We start from the raw sequence: 18,216 nt of genomic DNA, 5'->3' as shown, positions 1-18,216 counted from the left end.
AAAATATGCTATAAAAAATGTTAAAATGCGTTCTTATCTCCTCTTATAGTGTTAAATACAGTTAAAAATATAATTCGCAGATCTAAATACACCGACCAGTTTTCCATGTACCAGATATCATGTTCAATACGTTTACGCAAATGCAGTTCATCAGTAACTTCACCGCGATACCCGTTTACCTGCGCCCAGCCTGTAATACCAGGTTTCAGGAAGTGACGGATCATATATTTCTGGATGATTGCTGAATATTCTTCTGTATGTTTCAACATATGCGGACGTGGGCCAACGATAGACATATCACCCAGGAACACATTGAGGAACTGTGGCATCTCATCCAGATTTGTCTTACGCAATATACGCCCGATCTTCGTAAAACGACGGTCATTCCTTGTTGCCTGTTTGGAATTAGCATCCTTGTTCACATACATACTCCTGAACTTCAGACAACGGAAGGTTTGATTGTTACGCCCAGTACGGTGCTGCACAAAGAATATCGGTCCTCTTGATTCCAGTCTTATCAGCAACGCCAGCAGTGGTATGAGCCAGCTCAGAATGAACAACATCACAGCACCACTGAATACAATATCAAAAATACGTTTCCTCAACCGGTTGGCAATATCATCCAGCGGCTCTGCTCTCAATGATATGATAGGTATATTATCCAGGTAGTCTACATATATCTGGCGGTTCACGAACATCCTGAAGTCAGGCACGAAGCGGAAACGGATAAAATGGCGTTCTGCTTCATGCGCGAGCGTATACAGATACGGGAACTGCTCAGGTGATAATGTAGAATAGATCTCCCTGATATTGTTTGACTGTGCATATGGGATGCAGTCTTTCAGTGTACCTATCACCGGATATAAAGACAGTTCATGTACATTGTTATATTCTTCAAAATACCCTTCAAAACGCAGGTTACTTTTACGGCCTACCAGGTTATCCACCAATTGCTTTGAAAGCTCGTTATAGCCCACAATTACCACCTTACGTTCGATCTCCTTACGATGAATGATATAGTTCGTGAGCATATAAAAGAAGAGCCTGTCCAGCAACACAACCAGTACGAACAATGTCATATAGGTTACAATGAAGATCCTGTTAAAAGCTTCCTTGTTCAGGAACACGAACGCCAGTAACAGCAGCAGGTACAACATAATACTCTGCAGCAGTTTTTTGATAATCCTCTCCACAGACATCTGCTGGCTCATAAAATAAATGCCTGTCGTATACAGGGCAACAATCCATGCGATATTTGAAGCCAGCAGGAAAGTATCTCTGTTAACGCTTACCGGCACGCCATACTGCTGCAGCCAGTAAAGTGTAAAAAAGAAGAATGCATTGAGGCAAATAAAATCCATTACAAGGATCTGGATGCTGCATATTTTAAGATATCGGTCTAACATATAAAATAAGGTTCAATGATGTTAACTAACTACGGCTTCCTCAAAACGAGACATTATTTTTCCTACAGACAAATGTGATTCTGCATACACACGTCCGTTCCTTGCTATTTCAGAAGCATTGTCCTCCATCGCCCTGATGATACCATCAGTAAGCGCCTGTTGATCTTCCGCCTTTACCAGTATACCCATATTATGTTTGTCTACCAGCTCATACAGGCTTGTTCCGCTATTCGCAGTGATCAGTGCCAATCCTCCTACTGCCAGGATAGTGGTCAGTTTGGACGGCATCACCAGGTCGCTCGCGTTACCTTTTTGTATCACCAGGTGCACATCTGCCATATTGAGGAACTGATTGAATTTTTCAAATGGCTGTAGCGGAAAGAATATCACATTATCAAGACCTCTTGCCTCCGCTTCTCCTTTCAATTTCTCTTTGTAAGGGCCAGAACCACAGATCAGGAACTTCAGTTGTTTATCACTCTTCAGCGTTTCAGCTGTATTCAAAATTGCTTCCAGTCCCTGCTTCTCTCCTATCGCACCTGAATACAGCACGATCTTGTCATTGCTGTCAAAGCCGTATTCTGTCTTTAGTTTGGCACGGTCTTCAATAGGATGGAACAAGGTAACATCCACCCAGTTCGGGAAGAAGAAAATATCCTTGCCTGCTTTCTCCTGGATTTTACGCATCATACCGTCTGATATACTGCTAACCATATCCGCATTCTTAAAGATATAGCGCTCCAATCCGAACAATGCTTTGATGAGTTTTGGAGATGAGATCATCTTGAGGTCGCGTGCCGCCTCTATCTGCATATCCTGTATGTGATAAAAGAACTTCGCGCCTTTGAATTTTTTATAGAGTACTGCCAGTAATCCCAGGTGAAACGGTGGTACCACCGTGATCACTACATCATACTTTTTACGGGGCAGCAATTGCAGTATTTTGAAAAAGGCAGATACTGCGAAAGAGAAGTCCAGCATGATACGCGTCTTGCCGGATGGCTTTGCCGGCACGTACTGCGGACAACGATATACAGTGATCTTTCCTCCCTGTCCGTTGTTCTCTATTACTTCCTTCTTATACCAGTTCTTGTTCCTGTCATATGGAGGCTGCACCTTCCACTCCGGATAATAAGGATAACTGGTAATGACAGTGCAATCGTATCCCTGCGCTGCCAGCCACTTGATCATTTCACCATTATACTTACCTATCCCGGTGGGTTCCGGAGAGAAATTACCTCCAATCAATAGTAATCGCTTGGACATACCGCTATATAGATTTCTGTTTTTTTTATTATCTCCATCTCTCTGACACAAACGCCAGTGGATTGCCTTTGAATATACCATTCTGTGCTACAGAAGCCGTCACTACAGAACCTGCTGTGATCACAGTGTCTGTTCCAATAGTAACACCTGGCCCGATGAATACACAGGCGCCTACCCAGCATCCATCCATCAACGTAATAGGCGCATTGCGATATGGCATGGCAGGATGCCTGAAATTGTGATTGCCTCCGCATAGAAACGCGCGTTGTGATATACACACGTTATTGCCTATCACCAATGGCTCGAAGTTGAGCAGGTAAGCTTCTTCCCCCAGCCACACATCATTACCTATTTCCAGTTTCCAGGGGAAATGAATGTTCACTCTGGGCTTGATCACTACACCACTCCCTACCTTCGCTCCGAACAGGCGCAGTAGTCTGGCCTTGATACCGGAGGGCACAGGAAAGGCTGTCAGGAAGAACAGCATCTTGACAATGTACCAGCAGGTTTCCTTTAATTTACCAGCGCCGCGGTCCAGGCCTTCAGCAGCGTTAAAGTCTTTTAAGCGGACCTGTGACAGATAAAAGTTATCCATTGCTATCAGGAATTATTATAAACAAGTACTACATCTTTTCTTACCAGGTAACGGTATATGCAAAGACCCAGGTAGGCACCGAGTGTGTTCAGCAGGATATCATCAGCATCAAACACACCGATCATAAAGGCCAGCTGCAACGATTCAATACACAGGCTGAAAAAGAATGCAGTGATTATTACTCTAAATTTATTGGCAGGTGTTCCTGACAATGCATCTCCAAGGGCGCCGAATGGCATGAACAATATGATATTGCCCAGTAAATTCAGCAGAAAGAAAAGCCAGTGTCTGATAGAATGACCGGCTTCAATAATGAAATCATAATTACTCTTCAGTGGCACCCATCTCGGTGGGGCATAGTGTTCGCCGGCACTCCTTGTTGGCTCGAGGAAAACGATATACAACAATGCTGCGATATAGATGATCATTGTCACTACGACCATACGCCTCTTTATTCTCAATATCATCCTTATCTTAACCTGTTATTGCGTTTTAATTCATACATTTTGGCATCTACCAGGAAGCGGTACCAGAATCCCTGCAGGAAATGCCATACAAGGCCCGCGCCGCCATCCAGAAAACCTAAACGTATAAAGTAGCGGTAAATAAAATAAATAAATGGACGTACGAACAAGGGTATCTTACTATATACTTTTTCTTTGATCCATCTCTTACGGGAAGACTGCTCTCCACTTAATGATACATCCACATTATTCGCTGATGTTGTACCTCTTTCTATATCCAGCAGATCCTTTACTTCACGTGAAGCATAGTTATTCTGTTTATGCGTCCACCAGGTAAGGTCATTCAGATTATGATCCACCATATCATGCAGGAACGTCTCGGTTTCCCCTTTTTCCAGTACCACATGTTCATCCATGGCACGCTCTTCCAGTCTGCCGGTGCCCGTACGCCAGATGCGCAGCAGGCGGTGCGGATAGAAGCCGCCACGTTTCATCCACTTTTCCATGAAGATCACACGACGTTTGATGATATAACCTCCTGTTTCAGGTTTTGCCTGTGGCAGTTTAGTATTGATCTCATCTATCAGTTCATCCAGCAGATATTCATCACAATCCATGCGCATGGTCCATGTCGTAGTGATATTGCAATTGTCGAGCGCCCAGTTAAACTGATCAGAGTGATTGCCCGGCCATGGTCTCTGAATAACCGTAGCACCCAGTGCAGTCGCTATTTCAACAGTGCGGTCAGTAGACATACTGTCAATAATGATAATATTGTCTGACACGCGCTTCAGGTTCTGAATACAACGGGTAATATGTTTTTCCTCGTTATAACTGAGGACGATAACTGTTAAAGAATTAGACACCCTGATTTATTTTGACTTATACAATTCGATATACTTGTTTACCAGCCGGCTTCTGTCGAAGTCACGCTGCATCAATACCGGTGCAGCTGCAGACATAGCTGGCAGTCTGTCACGTTCTGCATATACCTGCTCCAGTATTTCCCTAATATGCTGAGGGTCGATACCAGAGATCCAGCCCAATTGATTATCACTGATGTAAGTGCTTAATCCGACCATGTTACTGATCAGTACAGGCGTACCCATAGCCAGGGATTCTATAACGATGTTGGCGAAATTTTCATTGTGAGAAGTCAGCACCATCACATCATGATCACGCAGCAATTTGAACTTAGCATCTCCATATACTGGCCCTACCCAGGTAATATGCTGGTCTATGCCATATTCACGTGTCAGCGCTTTCAACTGCTCCAGGTAATCCTCTTTATAAGGACCCGCTATAGACAGTTCATAAGGGAAGCTGACCATACTAAGTGCTTTGAACAATAGCTCCAGTCCTTTCTTCGGATCTATCCTGCTCAGGAATACAAACCTGATCTTTGGCTGAACCGTCTTAGATACTACAGGCGCTTCAGGTACTGTCACGAAGTTGAATATCTCTGCCACTTGTGATGCCGGATACATCTTCTTTATCTCGTGTACTTCTGCGAGGGAAGTAGCATGAAATTTCACTTTAGATAATAGCGGATCTCCCACTACTTTCTGTATGATCTTCTTTTGGAAATTGTGATTAGTCTCAAGAATATAATCACTCAGCATACCCCTGGGAGAAACTACAGGACGTACTCTTCTCACATAACATACCAACAGCGTAAAGATGCTCACCAGGTTCCACCAGGAATGGATATGTACCGCATCATACTTTTTGATATTCCTGTACAGATAACTGATCAGCGCTGGTGAGAAATGTGTATGGTCTTTTGTTAAACGTTTAAAGTAGATCGTATCCACACCGTCTACCTGCTGTACTACACCTTGCTGCACATTCAGCTCCTCTTTTCCGTTGGCAGTCGTAGTTACTACAGTCACCTTATGTCCTTCTGCTACCAGTTGTTCGCACAGTGCCGAACTTGAATAGATAGGGCCGCCGTAAACGTAAGCAGGTTTATAAGAAGGGATTACATGAAGGATGTTCATTCTGTTACTTTCTTTTAACAATTTGTCGGTTAATGTTTTACAATACTGCTTAATAGACGAAGCCATCTACCCTGCTGAAGTATTTCGCATCTTTATCAATATCACTCACTGCTTTTGCAGGAACACCGGCATATAATTTCCATTCCTCATCGAATGGTTTATTCAGTAAAGATTTTGCGCCCAGCACAGAATAACCCGGTAATACTGCTCCACCAAGGATCACTACGTTCGTGCCTATAAATGCATAATCACCAATTACTATAGGCGCGCTGTCCTGGCGATTTTCATACACGTTGATAGAGTGTGTAAGTAATTGTGACTGATATCCGGCAATAGTGGTGAATTTTCCGATTGTGATGGAATTAGTACAGTCTATATGATGATTCTTGGTGATAGCTGCCCACTCCCCCATAATCAGCTCTGCCTTACGCTCTGGCTGATGACGGAAATGTTTAGAGTTAGTATTGGTGGCAAAACCTGTCACCCAGTTTCCCCTGCCTATTTTAGCATGCTCGCTCATCTGCATGAGGTCCAGATTCACAGCAACAGTAAGATGATCAATGCGGCTGTTCTTTTCCATAACCAGCTTCCCCGGGAATACCCATGCCAGTCCGATGCGTGCAGTAGGATGAATTTTATATTTAAACCAGCTTTGTAATGCCAGGCGTTTTAAGCGCCAGGGTAAACACACTGTAATCAGTTTTAGGATCATCTGCTGATATATTAGTTCTTTGAATACATGGATAAATACGCCTTGATCATGATATCAGGAGAGAAACGCTTTACATTGACAAAACCCTGGTTAATTATAGCGTCTTTAGTTGTTTGATCAAATAATTTCAGGAACTCTGTTGCGAATGCTTCCGGCTTGTGAGGATCTGCATGCAGACCAGCGCCTCCGCTTATTTCTGGCATTGGCTCAATATTGCTGGCTACGACAGCCGCTCCGCAGGCCTGTGCTTCTATTACCGGCCATCCAAAACCTTCAGAGAAAGAGGGGAAAATAAATGCATAACACCCGCTGTACAAAGCTTTCAGTGTAGCATGCGGTGGCTTCTTTACCGACACCAACCTGTCCTGCAATCCCAGTTTCACCGCATGTGCATGCAAGGACTCTTCTATTTCATTACCGGCATAACAGATCTTGCCTTTGTATTTATCACCCAGTACATGCACCATATCCAGCAGCATTTTCCTATTCTTCCGCTGCAGTTTGGAACCGATGTGCAGGATATAAGGTTCATCAGCACGCAGACCAGCATCTTTCAACAAGGCCTCACGTTCTGCGTTAGCTACAGGAGAAAAATCACCATTGAAACCATTATGAATTACCTGCCAGTTGGCTTCGTCCTTTCCTTTTCCCGCAGCCAGTTCTTTCAGCTGGTTCAGTGTAAGGTGAGATACGCAGGCAATCTTCTTTGCACTGATCAGGTTAGAGAGTATCCACTCCTGCATCACCTTACCAAAAGAAGAAGCAGGACAATAAGCATCTGCATGCCCACGTGCTCCTCTGATGGCTAATACATCATGACAGGTAATGATAGTACGCTGCTTTGGCAGATGTTTGAGATAAAAAGCGTTGGAATGATCACAGATATGATACTGTGTATCCTTTGGTCTGAAAACGTTTTTAAGACGAAGTACTAAAGGGAATAATATCCACTTGTCCACATATCCGAACCACTTACCGATCCCACCGTTAGTGGCTTTGAAAAAAGATCCGAAGAAAACTGTTGGCCGCCAGATCTCGGTTGTATGCCCGGCATCATTTAAACCACTTTCCACCATACGGGCGAAACGTTCCATACTTTCCTGCCTGTCCTTCGGATAATTTCCTATTAAAACAACTCGCATATATTGTCTGAATATTTATCTGCTATACCGTCGCTAACTTCTCCCGTCTAAAGACCTTCTTAAAGTCAGGTAGAGAGCCCATAAAAAGCGCACGGCCGATCGTAAAACTGTTCAGGAGATAATATCCTCCCATTGATACGGCCAGTGCTATAAAGAATCGTGCCAAAGGATTCGCGATAGAAAATTGTTCAAGTGCGATGAACTGTACCGGCTGATGCAGATACATAATAACCATAGATGCTGTACCCAATTCATTGAATGGCTTGCTGACACCAGGAGACTTCGCTATGAGCTTCGCTATTTCTATCAGGCATACTACAATCACCAAAGCGGAAAACAGTGTAACAAAAGGAATACCATAGCTACCTGTTTTCATATCGTATGTATTGGCCGGATAGTAGTAAGTGAACACCATCACTGCAGCCAGCAGTACGAAGAATACCCATTTATATTTTCCGGGATCGCCATGCATTCCCTTATACAGATAGCCCATATAAAAGATGGGTAGCGCTGCTAATACTACATCTGCATTCCACGGCAGTCCAGGGAAATGAGGTAAGACCGTATTGATCGCATAGCTAATCACAAGACTCACCAGCATCAACAATCCAATGATTTTCTTACTCACTTTGTTCACCAGGAAATTCATCACCTGCTGCACCAGGAAGAAACATGTCACATACCAGAACACTGCCACCCATCCTATCAGAAAGCGGCCTCCCAGTAAAGGCCTTACAAGACCTTTGACGATTGTTTCCTTGCCTGTCAGCATCTCTTTGATCTCATATGGTACGTAGATCAGGCACAGGAATGCCACATAAGGCACCAGTAAGTGAAATGATTTTTTTGTCAGATATTCTTTCCAGTCGGCAGAAGGTTTAAATAAAAAACCGCCTATAAAAAAGAATAAGGGCATATGGAAAAGAAACAGGTACCTGGCGATACTGTCAGGGAATATATGCCCCGCCACTACTGTTAAAATACCGATACCTTTCAGGGTATCTATCCATCCTATTCTGGAGGTATTTGTAGTATTACTCATGGTATAAAGTAGCATAGCGGCCTGTTAGCTGGCCATGTTAAACCTTCTGAAGAAAAGTGATGTATAATTCAGGCGCAGCATATTGAGCTTCCATCTGATGGTCTTTTCCTCTATTGTTGTGCATAAGATGACGAAAAGAAGGATCAATACTATCTGTACGATTATATTCACATGAAAATACCGCAGCATCAGCATCAGTGGGTAGTGTAATGCATAGGTAGCATAACTGCCCTTGCCCACGTAATTGAATATTTTATTTAGAACCCATACCGGCCATTTAAAAATAGTCTGTGCTGTTTCCGATTTACTAAAGAAGGTGATCAGGTAAAATACCGCGGCCATCATCAGTCCCTTACAAATGAAGACCAGCGTGTTGGAGGAGAGGAAATGCCTGCCTGCTACAAGGTACAGTACGCCAAACACAAAAGCGCCTGTAAACAATAAATGATAGGTCTCTCCCTTCAGATATGTTCTGGATGCCAGGTAGCCTGATAACCAGATAATGAATGAACTGAAGAAAGCAAAATATGGTACAAAAAAGATCTTGTTAACAGCAAATGCAGCAACGGATAGAACCAGCAGTACAGCATATTTCACCAGTATATTGATCTTGCTTAGATACTTCCTGTTGATAAGGTATACCAATGGGAAGAAGCAATAAAAGAAAAACTCGAACGACAATGACCATAGGGGGCCGTTAAATCCATAGGGGATGAACCAGGAACCTTCTATAATATCTGCTGTTTGCAGGAAAAGTATGTTCCCCAGCATATTCCAGGCACTATAGTTTGGCAGATGGACCTGATGCATGACAAAACCCGATACCAGTGTAAAAAGCAAGGCTAGTATATATACCGGCAATATCCTTTTGAAACGTCGGTAAATATATTCGTTGATCGTTTCAGGACTGTCAGGCGTCTTGTTTTTAAGGCTTAACCCGATGGAGAAGCCAGATAAAACAAAGAAGAAGAGCACTGCTTCTTTGTTATACTCAGAGATCCGGAATAATATATCATACCAGGTTTGCCCCTTATATACCTGGAAATAGCTGGTATTGATAAACAAAAAATGATGCAGGCAAACGATCATGGCGGCAAGTCCTCTCAGACTGTCCAGCACGACTATCCGGCTACTTCCGGGGTTGGCATCGTGTTTCATCAGGAATCCGGTTTTTGTTGTGGTTATGGTATGTATATGTGGAATGTATGCTAAACTGTCATCTCTTCCACTTCTTCTGTTTCCGGTACTTCCTCCTCTTCATCATCACGCAATGATGCCATCAAAATACCTCCTACCAGGGTTGCAAATCCAAGCGAGGTCGGTTGCCCCCATCCTCCCTGTGCCACCAGCAGGAATCCGTCACTCAGTAGTAACCAGGGGAGAATGTCTCCCGTGCGCAACTTTCTGAATGACTCAAACCCAAGACTAATAGCCAATCCTACACGGATGAATACCAGCCCTAATCCTAAAATAGGTCCCAGTTCACCTACTGCCCTGCCCCACTCACCTTCAGCGATCAGGAAGGTAAATCCACCTGTCAGTAACATAGCGCCTACGTTCGTTCCCATGCCTATCCCATACCCCCAAAGTGGCATATCCGAGGTAGCAGAGAAGGCACCCAGCATACCTCCAAGATAACGGTCGAGGAATACACCCTCCATACCGCCTTCACTCTCATTGGCGTTCTCGAAACGTGCCGTGAATGCCTCAATAGCTCCTCCGACAATACTTGTCTGACTGAGAAGTGCTACCAATACCAACAGGCCAAGCACCGCTCCAAACATTCTGCCGGCATATTTAGGATTGCTGGAGCCTGCATACAGGCAGAACATCAGCGTAATAATGATCTGGAAAAGCAATGCACGGCTGATGGAAAGTGGTATGGACATCAACAGGCCACAGGTGGCCCCGATTAATATCCAGCGATTGATCTTTTCATTACTCAGCCAGAAATAGAAGACAAAAGGCGCCAGAAAGCTGAAGAACAAAGTAGTTCCATTGGTAAATGAAAATGTTGCCGGTGGACGGAAAAAGCCTAAAGCCCCGCTAAACCCTGCACCTCCTTCAGCATCACCCACACCCTTGTTCACCCAGGCCGTCTGTGGACTATAAAACTGTACGGCAATCAATACCGCCATCGGTATGGCTATCATCACCATGACCCTTCCCAGTTGTACCACATCCTTGCGTGTAAAGATGCTCCTTATAACAAACATCATCGGGAAGTGTATCAGGAGGATACGTGCGCCGTAAGCTGCCACAAAAGGATTCCCATGCCCTACCGTGAGTGCGGCAATGAGGCCAAGTACCCCGATGATCGTCATGAGAGAAAGTGAATAGGCTGGGATGAGTATCTTCCGCTGCAAACAAACAATGATCAGCCATAATGCCACAGGGTCACGTACTACCAGCAGTGGCGTGGCCAGGAACGGTAATATCCAGCGGCGTAAAGCACCTTCAAACAACAACAGTAAAAAGTATGCCCATATCCCCTGCTTCAGCCGCAGCATCAATTTCTGTGAGTTGAGTGCCGTGAGCTGTTGATAACGCAGGGCTGCTATTTCAGCCAGGCGGTTTGCCGCCATCTGACTTTTATTGGGATACTGATTCATAATTACCGGAAACATTTATAACAGGTGTTGCGGGCGTTGCTGCTGCCTTTGGCGGCATGTTCAGGAAACGGCGTTCCACCAGTAAATAAAACACATGTGCCAACAATACAGACACCGGTACGGCTACCAAAAGCATAAATAGTAAACGCATGTTGTCTGTCATCTGTAAATTCAGTGTATACAGGTTGATCGCAGCCAGTATAGGGCTGTGGATCAGGTAAATGCTATAGGAGAAAGCACCGAGTCCCACAGCTACCTTTCCGTTCAGGAAACGTAACAACAAAGGGCGGCCCTGCATAGCATGCTCTTTCAGCGTATAGTATACTATCACGGCGCTCACTGCCAGTCCTACCATCACTTCTGTAAAGGTCAGCGACAGGCTCAGTGGCTTGCTTACAGCCAGTATAGCTATTACCAGCGCTACAAGACCACTTACGATCCAGCCATTTGAAAACAGGCGTTTCACCTTTTCTGTTGTCCCCTTTGTATCAAAAGCAACGATGGCGGCAGCCATTCCTATACCAAACAGTCCCAGGTACCAGGGATGTAACCACCAGAAACTGATACGGTGAGGCAATACCAGTTCGGGTAAGATGCCCACAATCACAGCTGCTGCTGTTGCTGCACCCAGGCCATAACGGCGCCATAGCAGCAATAACACCGGGAAGGTGAAATAGATCTGCCATTCAGTAGCCACACTCCACAGCGGACCGTTTATTTTAAAGATCCAGTGCGTATGGATATTATGCACCAGCAAAAGATGTGTCACGATACTTTCCAGCTTCACTGGTAATTTGGAATCCCAGGCAGTATCATGCGGGGTTTGCATTAAGGGCAGTGCCCATATCAGCAGTAATGAAAACAATAACGCGAAATAGTAAGGCGGCAATATTCTGTGCGCACGCCTTCTGATATAAGTTTTGAAGCCTCCGCGCAGGTCCCTGTTCTCTGATAATGCTACCGGTATAGTCAGGCAGAACCCTGACAATACGATGAACACTGCAACGGAATAATGACCAAACTCCAGCAGATATGTAAGCGGCTTAAACACACCGGTGAACTGTGTTTTCTCAATACCGTTGCCGGTAAAGAACACCGCGTGATAGAATGCCACGTAAAGGGCACAGAGCCCTCTTATACCATCCAGAAATTCAAGTCTTGGCCTTTTAGTCATCATTAGTGGGTCATTTATGCATGTATGATTGCTGTCGCCAGTTCCTGTCCATAAACCTGCCATGGTCTGCTGCGGGCTTTCTCCATTGCCGCCAGTCCTGCCACCGGTATATTGTCCGGCTGATCCAGCAGTGCTGCTATGGCATTGTATAAAGCATCAGTAGACCCGGCTTCTGCCAGCCAGCCGTTCTTTCCATGTGTGATAAGATCTGGTCCTGCCGTACGGTCTGTTGTGATCACCGGTGTGCCCTGCGACATCGCCTCTGTGATCACCAACCCGAATCCTTCAAACAAGGATGGGAACAACAGTACATCGTGTGCTCTCATTGTTTTAAGTATCTCAGCATGCGGCATACTGGGAATCCAGGTATGTTTAGCAAGGGCTGCATCCAGTGCCGGACAATCCTCTGTTACTTTCTTTCCTACTACTGTCAGCGTCACTGCATCTCCCAGTCTCTCTACCGCAGCAAAGAGGTCTGCGATGCCTTTACGTTGAGACAGTCCTCCTACAAACAATAACTTCAGCGGACGCCCGCTTATCTTCTCATAATCCCTGGTGCCTGTAACCGTAGGGAAACCATAAGGTATCACGGCTGCCGGCGCCAGTTTGCCAGGGTAATCGTTTAGTGTCTTTTTTGTAAAGCTGCTGGCTACAAAGATCCTGTTGGCCAGTTTCAGTTCTTCATCCTTTCTGTCCAGTTTTTCCTGCGAAGCGTTAAACCCTATCAGGGTATTCTTCCACTCCGGCCAACGTTCTCTTTCAATTCCCAGCAAATGCCTTGCAGAACGCCAGTAGCCAATAGGCAGGTCGTACAGGCATTTCAGCCCCAGGCGGGTTGCTTCGCGGAAAGTGAACATGGCGCCATCTTCGTAAGCATAAACAGCATTCACCTCACGCGCCACTTTATTCAGATGGCTGGTAAGGCGCCTGTCCATGTTATGGTACACAGCATCTACTGAGAACATGCCTTTCTCATGCCTTACCAGGCTTTTCAGCCCTGCTTTTGCTGCTAACAGGCGTCCCAGTTCAAACCAGGGCCAGGTTTTGGTAAAAGGCTGCAGACGTGCTTCAAAACCGCGACGCCTGATCTCTGACAGAGGCCCTATTCCGCCAAGGCGGTCCAGCGTACTCCCGGGAAATGAAGCAATTGCCGTATGAAACTCAGACAGGATATCTGCATCTGCCAGCCCCGCTACCGCAGCTCTGACATTCGCATTGCCTGTAGGATGAGATATGATGACCATTCTTAGTTTTGCTTATGTAATCCAAGTATATCGCCCCAGGCCGAACGTAATGCTGCCGCAGAGAACCTGTTCGCATACAATTCTTTCTGGGCCGTTTTTGTTACCAGGCCACTCCTGATATCTTTCGCAAACGCCATTACAGCCGCTTTTGACTCCTCATAGGAAGAACCAGCCGGTATCACGCGTGTTGCCTGCGGGTCGCAGGCGATATCCGGAATGCCTCCCCTGTCAGTTGCCAGCCAGGGAAGTCCTGCGCTCATTGCTTCCAGCAGACTTACAGGCAGCCCCTCCGGGTGAGTGGACAACAACAGGTATACATCCAGTTGCGCAATAGCCTTCTTTAAGCCTTCTTCACCTGCAAAAGGACCATGAAAGCGTACGTTAGGATAACGGTCAAAATATCCACCAGGATATTGTTTCCCCTCACCCCAGAGATGAAACTCTATATCTTTCAGATCAGCGTCCTCACTCATCCGGCAGATCAGATCGATCCCTTTTTCGGGGATCAGACGACCATAATAACCAAAGCGCAGTTTGCCTGCCGGACTTTGCGTGAAAGGCACTTCCACATTCCTGGAAAATACCGGAATAACGTCTATCTGGCGATTTAATACCACCTTCATATCACCAGCATTCCTGAAGGAGCAGGCAACGATGGTATTTGCCTCCTGTAGCGTCTTTCTGTATTTTGTACCCCAGGTAGCCTGATCTTTGGCGTCGCCGGAAGTATGGTGATGATGTACCCACTTATCGTAGGCAGGCAGCATACGGGAAAACATCCAGATACTTTCTCCCTGACCATTCGTGTATACAGCATCGTATTTACGGGTGCCGCGCAGCTTAATACCCAGCTGCAGCATCCACAGTAAACGTTTATAGGAACGTCCATGTTTGCCGAAGTATACCCAGCGGCATGTACGTTTGTAAAATTCTTCTGTTTCGGGCGTCATGGCGGCATTCAGCACCACCAGGTCTATTTCATTACCTGCTGCTGCCATCTGCCTGCAAAACTCCTGCAGGTGACTCTCTATCCCCCCTGTTTCCATCAACTGGGTGGTATAGACCAGTATCCTTTTTTTGTCAGAAGCCTGCGCCATATACTCTTTCAATCTTATCCTTTGCAAATCCAACACGGTAAGACAATACCACACCAAGGCGGTACAGCTTCGACATCAGGGCAGCTTTAGCCCTGATCAAACGGTATTTCATTTTGCCGGATGCCTGTACAGCATTAGCGCCTTCTTTTATAGAATCAGCTACCAGTTCCAGCAGGAATTGTCTTCTCTTTTCCAGCGCGGCTTTATTCACAGGAGAACTATCCATGTTAGTCCTTTCCAGGATCTCTTTGTAGGAAATGATATCGATGAACTCCGCTACTGTTGCCAGGCGGGGATCAGATGGATTCGGATGGATCAGCTTCACGTTAGCCCCCATACCCAGGCATGGCAATGCACAATGGATCTTGGTCGTCAGTACCAGTGAAGCCTTGCAGTAAGTAGCCAGCAGGTGGTTCATGTGCTCCTCAGAAACCTTTGCATACGATTCGATATCACCTGATGTATCAGGCGGGTCGTGGGAGATCCTTACGAGCTTCTTACCCAGTAAAGTTTCCAGCTTATTGAATACAGCATCAGGCACCGGATGGTCTACGTTATCTACCAGCAGCACATCTCCGTCAGGGTTGTTGGTAACCCGACCGCGAGCCTTTGCAGTGATGGTCAGACAGCTGGAATAATAAGCAGGAATGCCCCAGCCCAGCAGCAATTGCAATGTTTTGTTATCACGGCAACCGATAGGTGCGTGTTTCCTGAAATGCTCTCTTACGCCGGCATCTGCCAGCAGGGCAGAATTAGCGATGTGTACAGCTGCGTATACAGGTGTGATATTATCTGGTGCAGGAAACTTCTTAAAGGAATGCATGTACCAGCCATTGGCTATCAGCATTCCTTTTTCGTTACTTGCCAGGTCAGCCAGCGCTTCCCTGTCAGCTACCTTCGAACCTTCAGGCAACAGGTCTTTGGCGACCATTCCCTGAAGTACGTCTCCGATATTGTTCCGAAGTAATCCTTCTACCTGATAGTAATAATTCATATAATATCCTTATTAAATTTCTGTAGGTAATGTTGAGTTGTTCGTCCTGCGGATCTTGATCAGCGTATAAGTAACGTTCATCGTTACCTGGATCAGTTGTATCATGATGTTAAGTCCCAGTACCCCGCGCAGGGAAGAGATATCAATGAATGCAACACCCAACGCTATAGAAGCAATACTGACAGGAATTGAAATGAATGGATTAATAGCCCAGCTTCTGCTGGTAAAAAGAGAAAAAGTGGAAGTAGAGATAATCCCGAGACAACTGATAATGATCTTCAGTACCACCTCTTTCGTCAGCCCGGAATAATTGGGCCCAAGGATCATCAGGATCTGTGTAGAGAATAACCAGACAGTCAGAACGATACAGGCGCTCATGACAAGCAGCCCTGCCTGGATCTGTAAGAAACGCCGCAATAACAGACCTGAGTTATTCGGCAACCGGGAAAACCTCGGTAAGATAAGGGTACCAAATAATATCGTAATAAAGCTAAGCGCCATAGATAGCCTGTCCAGTGCACCCAGTTGGGCTACTCCCCTTGTTGTTCCGAAGATAGAGATCAGCCAGATGGTGATCTGTCCCGAAAGACATGTATAAATACCCATTGGCAGTAACCTTCTCACCATCTTCAGGATCTCTGTGCGGATCTGCGGGTCTGGCTTCTGATGCCAGTCTGCATAACCGGCAGAGATCTTCCGGAGATTGAAGTTACCCCATATCTGCGGAAGACCTGCAGCCAGGATGGCTACAAACGCCCATGGGAAAATAAAAATGGTCAGCGCAAGTAATAATAGCCTGCCAACATTCAGTATGACTGAGTTCCTTTGCAAGGGGCCGATGTCCTGTCGCAGCTTAGGCGCTATCTGCAGCAAAGTGCCGGACAACGCCATAAAGAAGGATGGAATAAGTGAGAGGATGATCAGCACCGACATCAGCCAACTGGCGTTGTGGTGCCGCATCAGGTACAGCAGTACCGGCACGGATACCAGTAAGCTGCCTACGGCGAATTTCCGTCTCAGGTCCATTCCCGTAGCCATCACAGTACCTAGTTTGGTACGGTCGAGCCAGACCTTTCCCCCCTGCGACATCACCCCTGTTGAAATCCCCCCGTCAGCCAGTACCGTCATCGTACCCAGCATGGTATTGCCAAGGGTATACAACGCGTACTCTTCGGGTTCCAGCATACGTATCACAAGGATACCACTTATAAGACTGATACCCTGTACAAAAACCTGGGCGAAACCGGTCATGGTAACCAGTTTAACCCACTCTAACGTTTTGGTGTACTTCGGATTGCTAGATAGCTGATTAAAAACTTTTACTCGCATAACGCATTTCGGCAAAGCAAGCCCTTATCCTGCCAGTTGTTCCCACTGTGTTTTATTGTCCTTTCTGAATAGTTCCACGTCGCAGGTTACCATCTCACTTACCAGCTCCTGCAGGTCATATTTCGGTTCCCAGCCTAATTTCGTCTTTGCTTTTGTTGGATCGCCTATCAGCAGTTCTACTTCAGTAGGACGGAAGTAAGCAGGATCCACGGCTAATACCTGTTTGCCGATTGGCAGAATATATTCCTTGTTGCGGCAGGCACTCACATATGCAACTTCCTCCACACCCTTGCCTTCAAATTTCAGTTCTATACCCAGCTCGTTAAAGGCCATACGTACAAATTCGCGTACCGGCGTAGTGATACCTGTTGCTATCACATAATCCTCCGGTGTATCCTGTTGCAGGATCCTCCACATTGCCTCAACATAATCTTTTGCATGTCCCCAGTCGCGGCGGGCATCCAGGTTACCCAGGTACAGCTTATCCTGTAAACCCAATGCGATGGCAGCAACAGCACGGGTGATCTTACGGGTTACGAAAGTCTCACCACGCAGCGGGCTTTCATGGTTGAACAGGATACCGTTGCAGGCAAACATACCATATGCCTCTCTGTAGTTCACTGTAATCCAGTATGCATATAACTTCGCTACGGCATAAGGGCTACGCGGATAGAAAGGAGTGGTTTCTCTCTGCGGTACTTCCTGCACCAAGCCATACAATTCTGAAGTACTTGCCTGATAGATTTTTGTCTTCTTCTCCAGCTTTAAAATACGCAATGCTTCCAGTAAACGGAGGGTACCGATACCGTCTGCATTGGCAGTATATTCCGGTGTATCAAAACTCACTTTTACATGGCTCATTGCTGCGAGGTTATAGATCTCGTCAGGTTGTGTTTCCTGGATGATACGAATCAGGTTAGTACTGTCGGTCATATCGCCGTAGTGCAGTTTGAAACGTACATTCTCAGCATGAGGATCCTGATAGAGGTGATCGATCCTGTCAGTGTTCAGCAATGAGGCACGGCGTTTTACACCGTGTACCATATACCCCTTTTCAAGCAGTAGTTCTGCCAGGTATGCGCCGTCCTGTCCATTTACACCGGTGATTAAAGCAACTTTCATACAAAATAATTTTTTTA

At 45.8% G+C, this 18,216-nt stretch carries 17 protein-coding genes; all 17 read right to left on the bottom strand.

All coding sequences use genetic code 11. The features are described 5' to 3' along the window. Window positions 1-20: 20 nt before the first annotated feature. The 17 genes from BLR32_RS14655 to gmd all read right to left on the bottom strand — a co-directional run bounded on the left by BLR32_RS14655 (window position 21) and on the right by gmd (window position 18,199). The gene (locus tag BLR32_RS14655; protein WP_089833011.1) at window positions 21-1,406 is read right to left on the bottom strand and encodes an undecaprenyl-phosphate glucose phosphotransferase; all 1,386 of its coding nucleotides are present in this window, start codon (window positions 1,404-1,406) and stop codon (window positions 21-23) included. 21 nt (window positions 1,407-1,427) lie between these two features. Next, the gene (locus BLR32_RS14650) at window positions 1,428-2,672 is read right to left on the bottom strand and encodes a WcaI family glycosyltransferase (protein WP_089833010.1); all 1,245 of its coding nucleotides are present in this window, start codon (window positions 2,670-2,672) and stop codon (window positions 1,428-1,430) included. A gap of 28 nt (window positions 2,673-2,700) precedes the next feature. Beyond that, the gene (locus tag BLR32_RS14645; protein ID WP_089833008.1) at window positions 2,701-3,267 is read right to left on the bottom strand and encodes a WcaF family extracellular polysaccharide biosynthesis acetyltransferase; all 567 of its coding nucleotides are present in this window, start codon (window positions 3,265-3,267) and stop codon (window positions 2,701-2,703) included. 5 nt (window positions 3,268-3,272) lie between these two features. Further along, window positions 3,273-3,710, bottom strand: a complete 438-nt coding sequence (locus BLR32_RS14640; RefSeq protein ID WP_176842289.1) for a VanZ family protein — start codon at window positions 3,708-3,710, stop codon at window positions 3,273-3,275. 26 nt (window positions 3,711-3,736) lie between these two features. After that, on the bottom strand, window positions 3,737-4,597 hold the full coding sequence (locus BLR32_RS14635) for a glycosyltransferase family 2 protein (RefSeq protein WP_089833004.1): 861 nt from the start codon (window positions 4,595-4,597) through the stop codon (window positions 3,737-3,739). 6 nt (window positions 4,598-4,603) lie between these two features. After that, entirely contained in the window at window positions 4,604-5,731 is a 1,128-nt protein-coding gene (locus BLR32_RS14630; protein ID WP_176842288.1) for an XrtY-associated glycosyltransferase XYAG1, read from the bottom strand. A gap of 49 nt (window positions 5,732-5,780) precedes the next feature. After that, the gene (locus BLR32_RS14625) at window positions 5,781-6,443 is read right to left on the bottom strand and encodes an acyltransferase (RefSeq protein WP_089833001.1); all 663 of its coding nucleotides are present in this window, start codon (window positions 6,441-6,443) and stop codon (window positions 5,781-5,783) included. An 11-nt stretch (window positions 6,444-6,454) separates the two neighbouring features. Further along, window positions 6,455-7,585, bottom strand: a complete 1,131-nt coding sequence (locus tag BLR32_RS14620; protein WP_089832999.1) for a glycosyltransferase family 4 protein — start codon at window positions 7,583-7,585, stop codon at window positions 6,455-6,457. Window positions 7,586-7,607: 22 nt separating this feature from the next. Next, on the bottom strand, window positions 7,608-8,642 hold the full coding sequence (locus BLR32_RS14615) for an acyltransferase family protein (protein WP_089832998.1): 1,035 nt from the start codon (window positions 8,640-8,642) through the stop codon (window positions 7,608-7,610). Window positions 8,643-8,651: 9 nt separating this feature from the next. Further along, window positions 8,652-9,785: an acyltransferase family protein gene (locus tag BLR32_RS14610; protein WP_089832995.1), complete on the bottom strand. Its 1,134-nt coding sequence runs from the start codon at window positions 9,783-9,785 to the stop codon at window positions 8,652-8,654. Between the two features lie 50 nt (window positions 9,786-9,835). Beyond that, window positions 9,836-11,239, bottom strand: coding sequence for a hypothetical protein (locus tag BLR32_RS14605; protein WP_245705430.1), 1,404 nt, complete (start codon window positions 11,237-11,239; stop codon window positions 9,836-9,838). Beyond that, window positions 11,220-12,416, bottom strand: a complete 1,197-nt coding sequence (locus BLR32_RS14600; protein WP_176842287.1) for an acyltransferase family protein — start codon at window positions 12,414-12,416, stop codon at window positions 11,220-11,222. The genes BLR32_RS14605 and BLR32_RS14600 overlap by 20 nt, the downstream gene beginning before the upstream one ends. An 11-nt stretch (window positions 12,417-12,427) precedes the next feature. Then, on the bottom strand, window positions 12,428-13,657 hold the full coding sequence (locus BLR32_RS14595) for a glycosyltransferase family 4 protein (RefSeq protein WP_089832991.1): 1,230 nt from the start codon (window positions 13,655-13,657) through the stop codon (window positions 12,428-12,430). A 2-nt stretch (window positions 13,658-13,659) separates the two neighbouring features. Continuing rightward, window positions 13,660-14,781 (bottom strand): glycosyltransferase family 4 protein, encoded by a 1,122-nt coding sequence (locus BLR32_RS14590; RefSeq protein ID WP_143011475.1) that lies wholly within the window; start codon window positions 14,779-14,781, stop codon window positions 13,660-13,662. After that, the gene (locus BLR32_RS14585) at window positions 14,738-15,748 is read right to left on the bottom strand and encodes a polysaccharide pyruvyl transferase family protein (protein ID WP_089832987.1); all 1,011 of its coding nucleotides are present in this window, start codon (window positions 15,746-15,748) and stop codon (window positions 14,738-14,740) included. Before BLR32_RS14585 ends, BLR32_RS14590 begins: the two co-directional genes overlap by 44 nt. Window positions 15,749-15,760: 12 nt before the next feature. Continuing rightward, window positions 15,761-16,999, bottom strand: a complete 1,239-nt coding sequence (locus tag BLR32_RS14580; RefSeq protein ID WP_245705429.1) for a lipopolysaccharide biosynthesis protein — start codon at window positions 16,997-16,999, stop codon at window positions 15,761-15,763. 102 nt (window positions 17,000-17,101) lie between these two features. Then, on the bottom strand, window positions 17,102-18,199 hold the full coding sequence (gmd, locus tag BLR32_RS14575; protein ID WP_089832983.1) for a GDP-mannose 4,6-dehydratase: 1,098 nt from the start codon (window positions 18,197-18,199) through the stop codon (window positions 17,102-17,104). Window positions 18,200-18,216: the final 17 nt, after the last annotated feature.

The sequence above is a fragment of the Chitinophaga filiformis genome (genome assembly GCF_900102545.1).
Classification (GTDB): domain Bacteria; phylum Bacteroidota; class Bacteroidia; order Chitinophagales; family Chitinophagaceae; genus Chitinophaga; species Chitinophaga filiformis.
Note: the sequence above shows the minus strand (reverse complement) of the source record. Positions and strands in the feature narration are given on the sequence as shown.

What these genes read in the sequence shown, in the direction of transcription:
- BLR32_RS14655 (WP_089833011.1), bottom strand. Translation starts at nt 1,406, where the DNA reads ATGTTAGACCGATATCTTAAAATATGCAGCATCCAGATCCTTGTAATG.
- BLR32_RS14650 (WP_089833010.1), bottom strand. Translation starts at nt 2,672, where the DNA reads ATGTCCAAGCGATTACTATTGATTGGAGGTAATTTCTCTCCGGAACCC.
- BLR32_RS14645 (WP_089833008.1), bottom strand. Translation starts at nt 3,267, where the DNA reads ATGGATAACTTTTATCTGTCACAGGTCCGCTTAAAAGACTTTAACGCT.
- BLR32_RS14640 (WP_176842289.1), bottom strand. Translation starts at nt 3,710, where the DNA reads ATGGTCGTAGTGACAATGATCATCTATATCGCAGCATTGTTGTATATC.
- BLR32_RS14630 (WP_176842288.1), bottom strand. Translation starts at nt 5,731, where the DNA reads ATGAACATCCTTCATGTAATCCCTTCTTATAAACCTGCTTACGTTTAC.
- BLR32_RS14625 (WP_089833001.1), bottom strand. Translation starts at nt 6,443, where the DNA reads ATGATCCTAAAACTGATTACAGTGTGTTTACCCTGGCGCTTAAAACGC.
- BLR32_RS14620 (WP_089832999.1), bottom strand. Translation starts at nt 7,585, where the DNA reads ATGCGAGTTGTTTTAATAGGAAATTATCCGAAGGACAGGCAGGAAAGT.
- BLR32_RS14615 (WP_089832998.1), bottom strand. Translation starts at nt 8,642, where the DNA reads ATGCTACTTTATACCATGAGTAATACTACAAATACCTCCAGAATAGGA.
- BLR32_RS14610 (WP_089832995.1), bottom strand. Translation starts at nt 9,785, where the DNA reads ATGAAACACGATGCCAACCCCGGAAGTAGCCGGATAGTCGTGCTGGAC.
- BLR32_RS14605 (WP_245705430.1), bottom strand. Translation starts at nt 11,239, where the DNA reads ATGAATCAGTATCCCAATAAAAGTCAGATGGCGGCAAACCGCCTGGCT.
- BLR32_RS14600 (WP_176842287.1), bottom strand. Translation starts at nt 12,416, where the DNA reads ATGATGACTAAAAGGCCAAGACTTGAATTTCTGGATGGTATAAGAGGG.
- BLR32_RS14595 (WP_089832991.1), bottom strand. Translation starts at nt 13,657, where the DNA reads ATGGTCATCATATCTCATCCTACAGGCAATGCGAATGTCAGAGCTGCG.
- BLR32_RS14585 (WP_089832987.1), bottom strand. Translation starts at nt 15,748, where the DNA reads ATGAATTATTACTATCAGGTAGAAGGATTACTTCGGAACAATATCGGA.
- BLR32_RS14580 (WP_245705429.1), bottom strand. Translation starts at nt 16,999, where the DNA reads ATGACCGGTTTCGCCCAGGTTTTTGTACAGGGTATCAGTCTTATAAGT.
- gmd (WP_089832983.1), bottom strand. Translation starts at nt 18,199, where the DNA reads ATGAAAGTTGCTTTAATCACCGGTGTAAATGGACAGGACGGCGCATAC.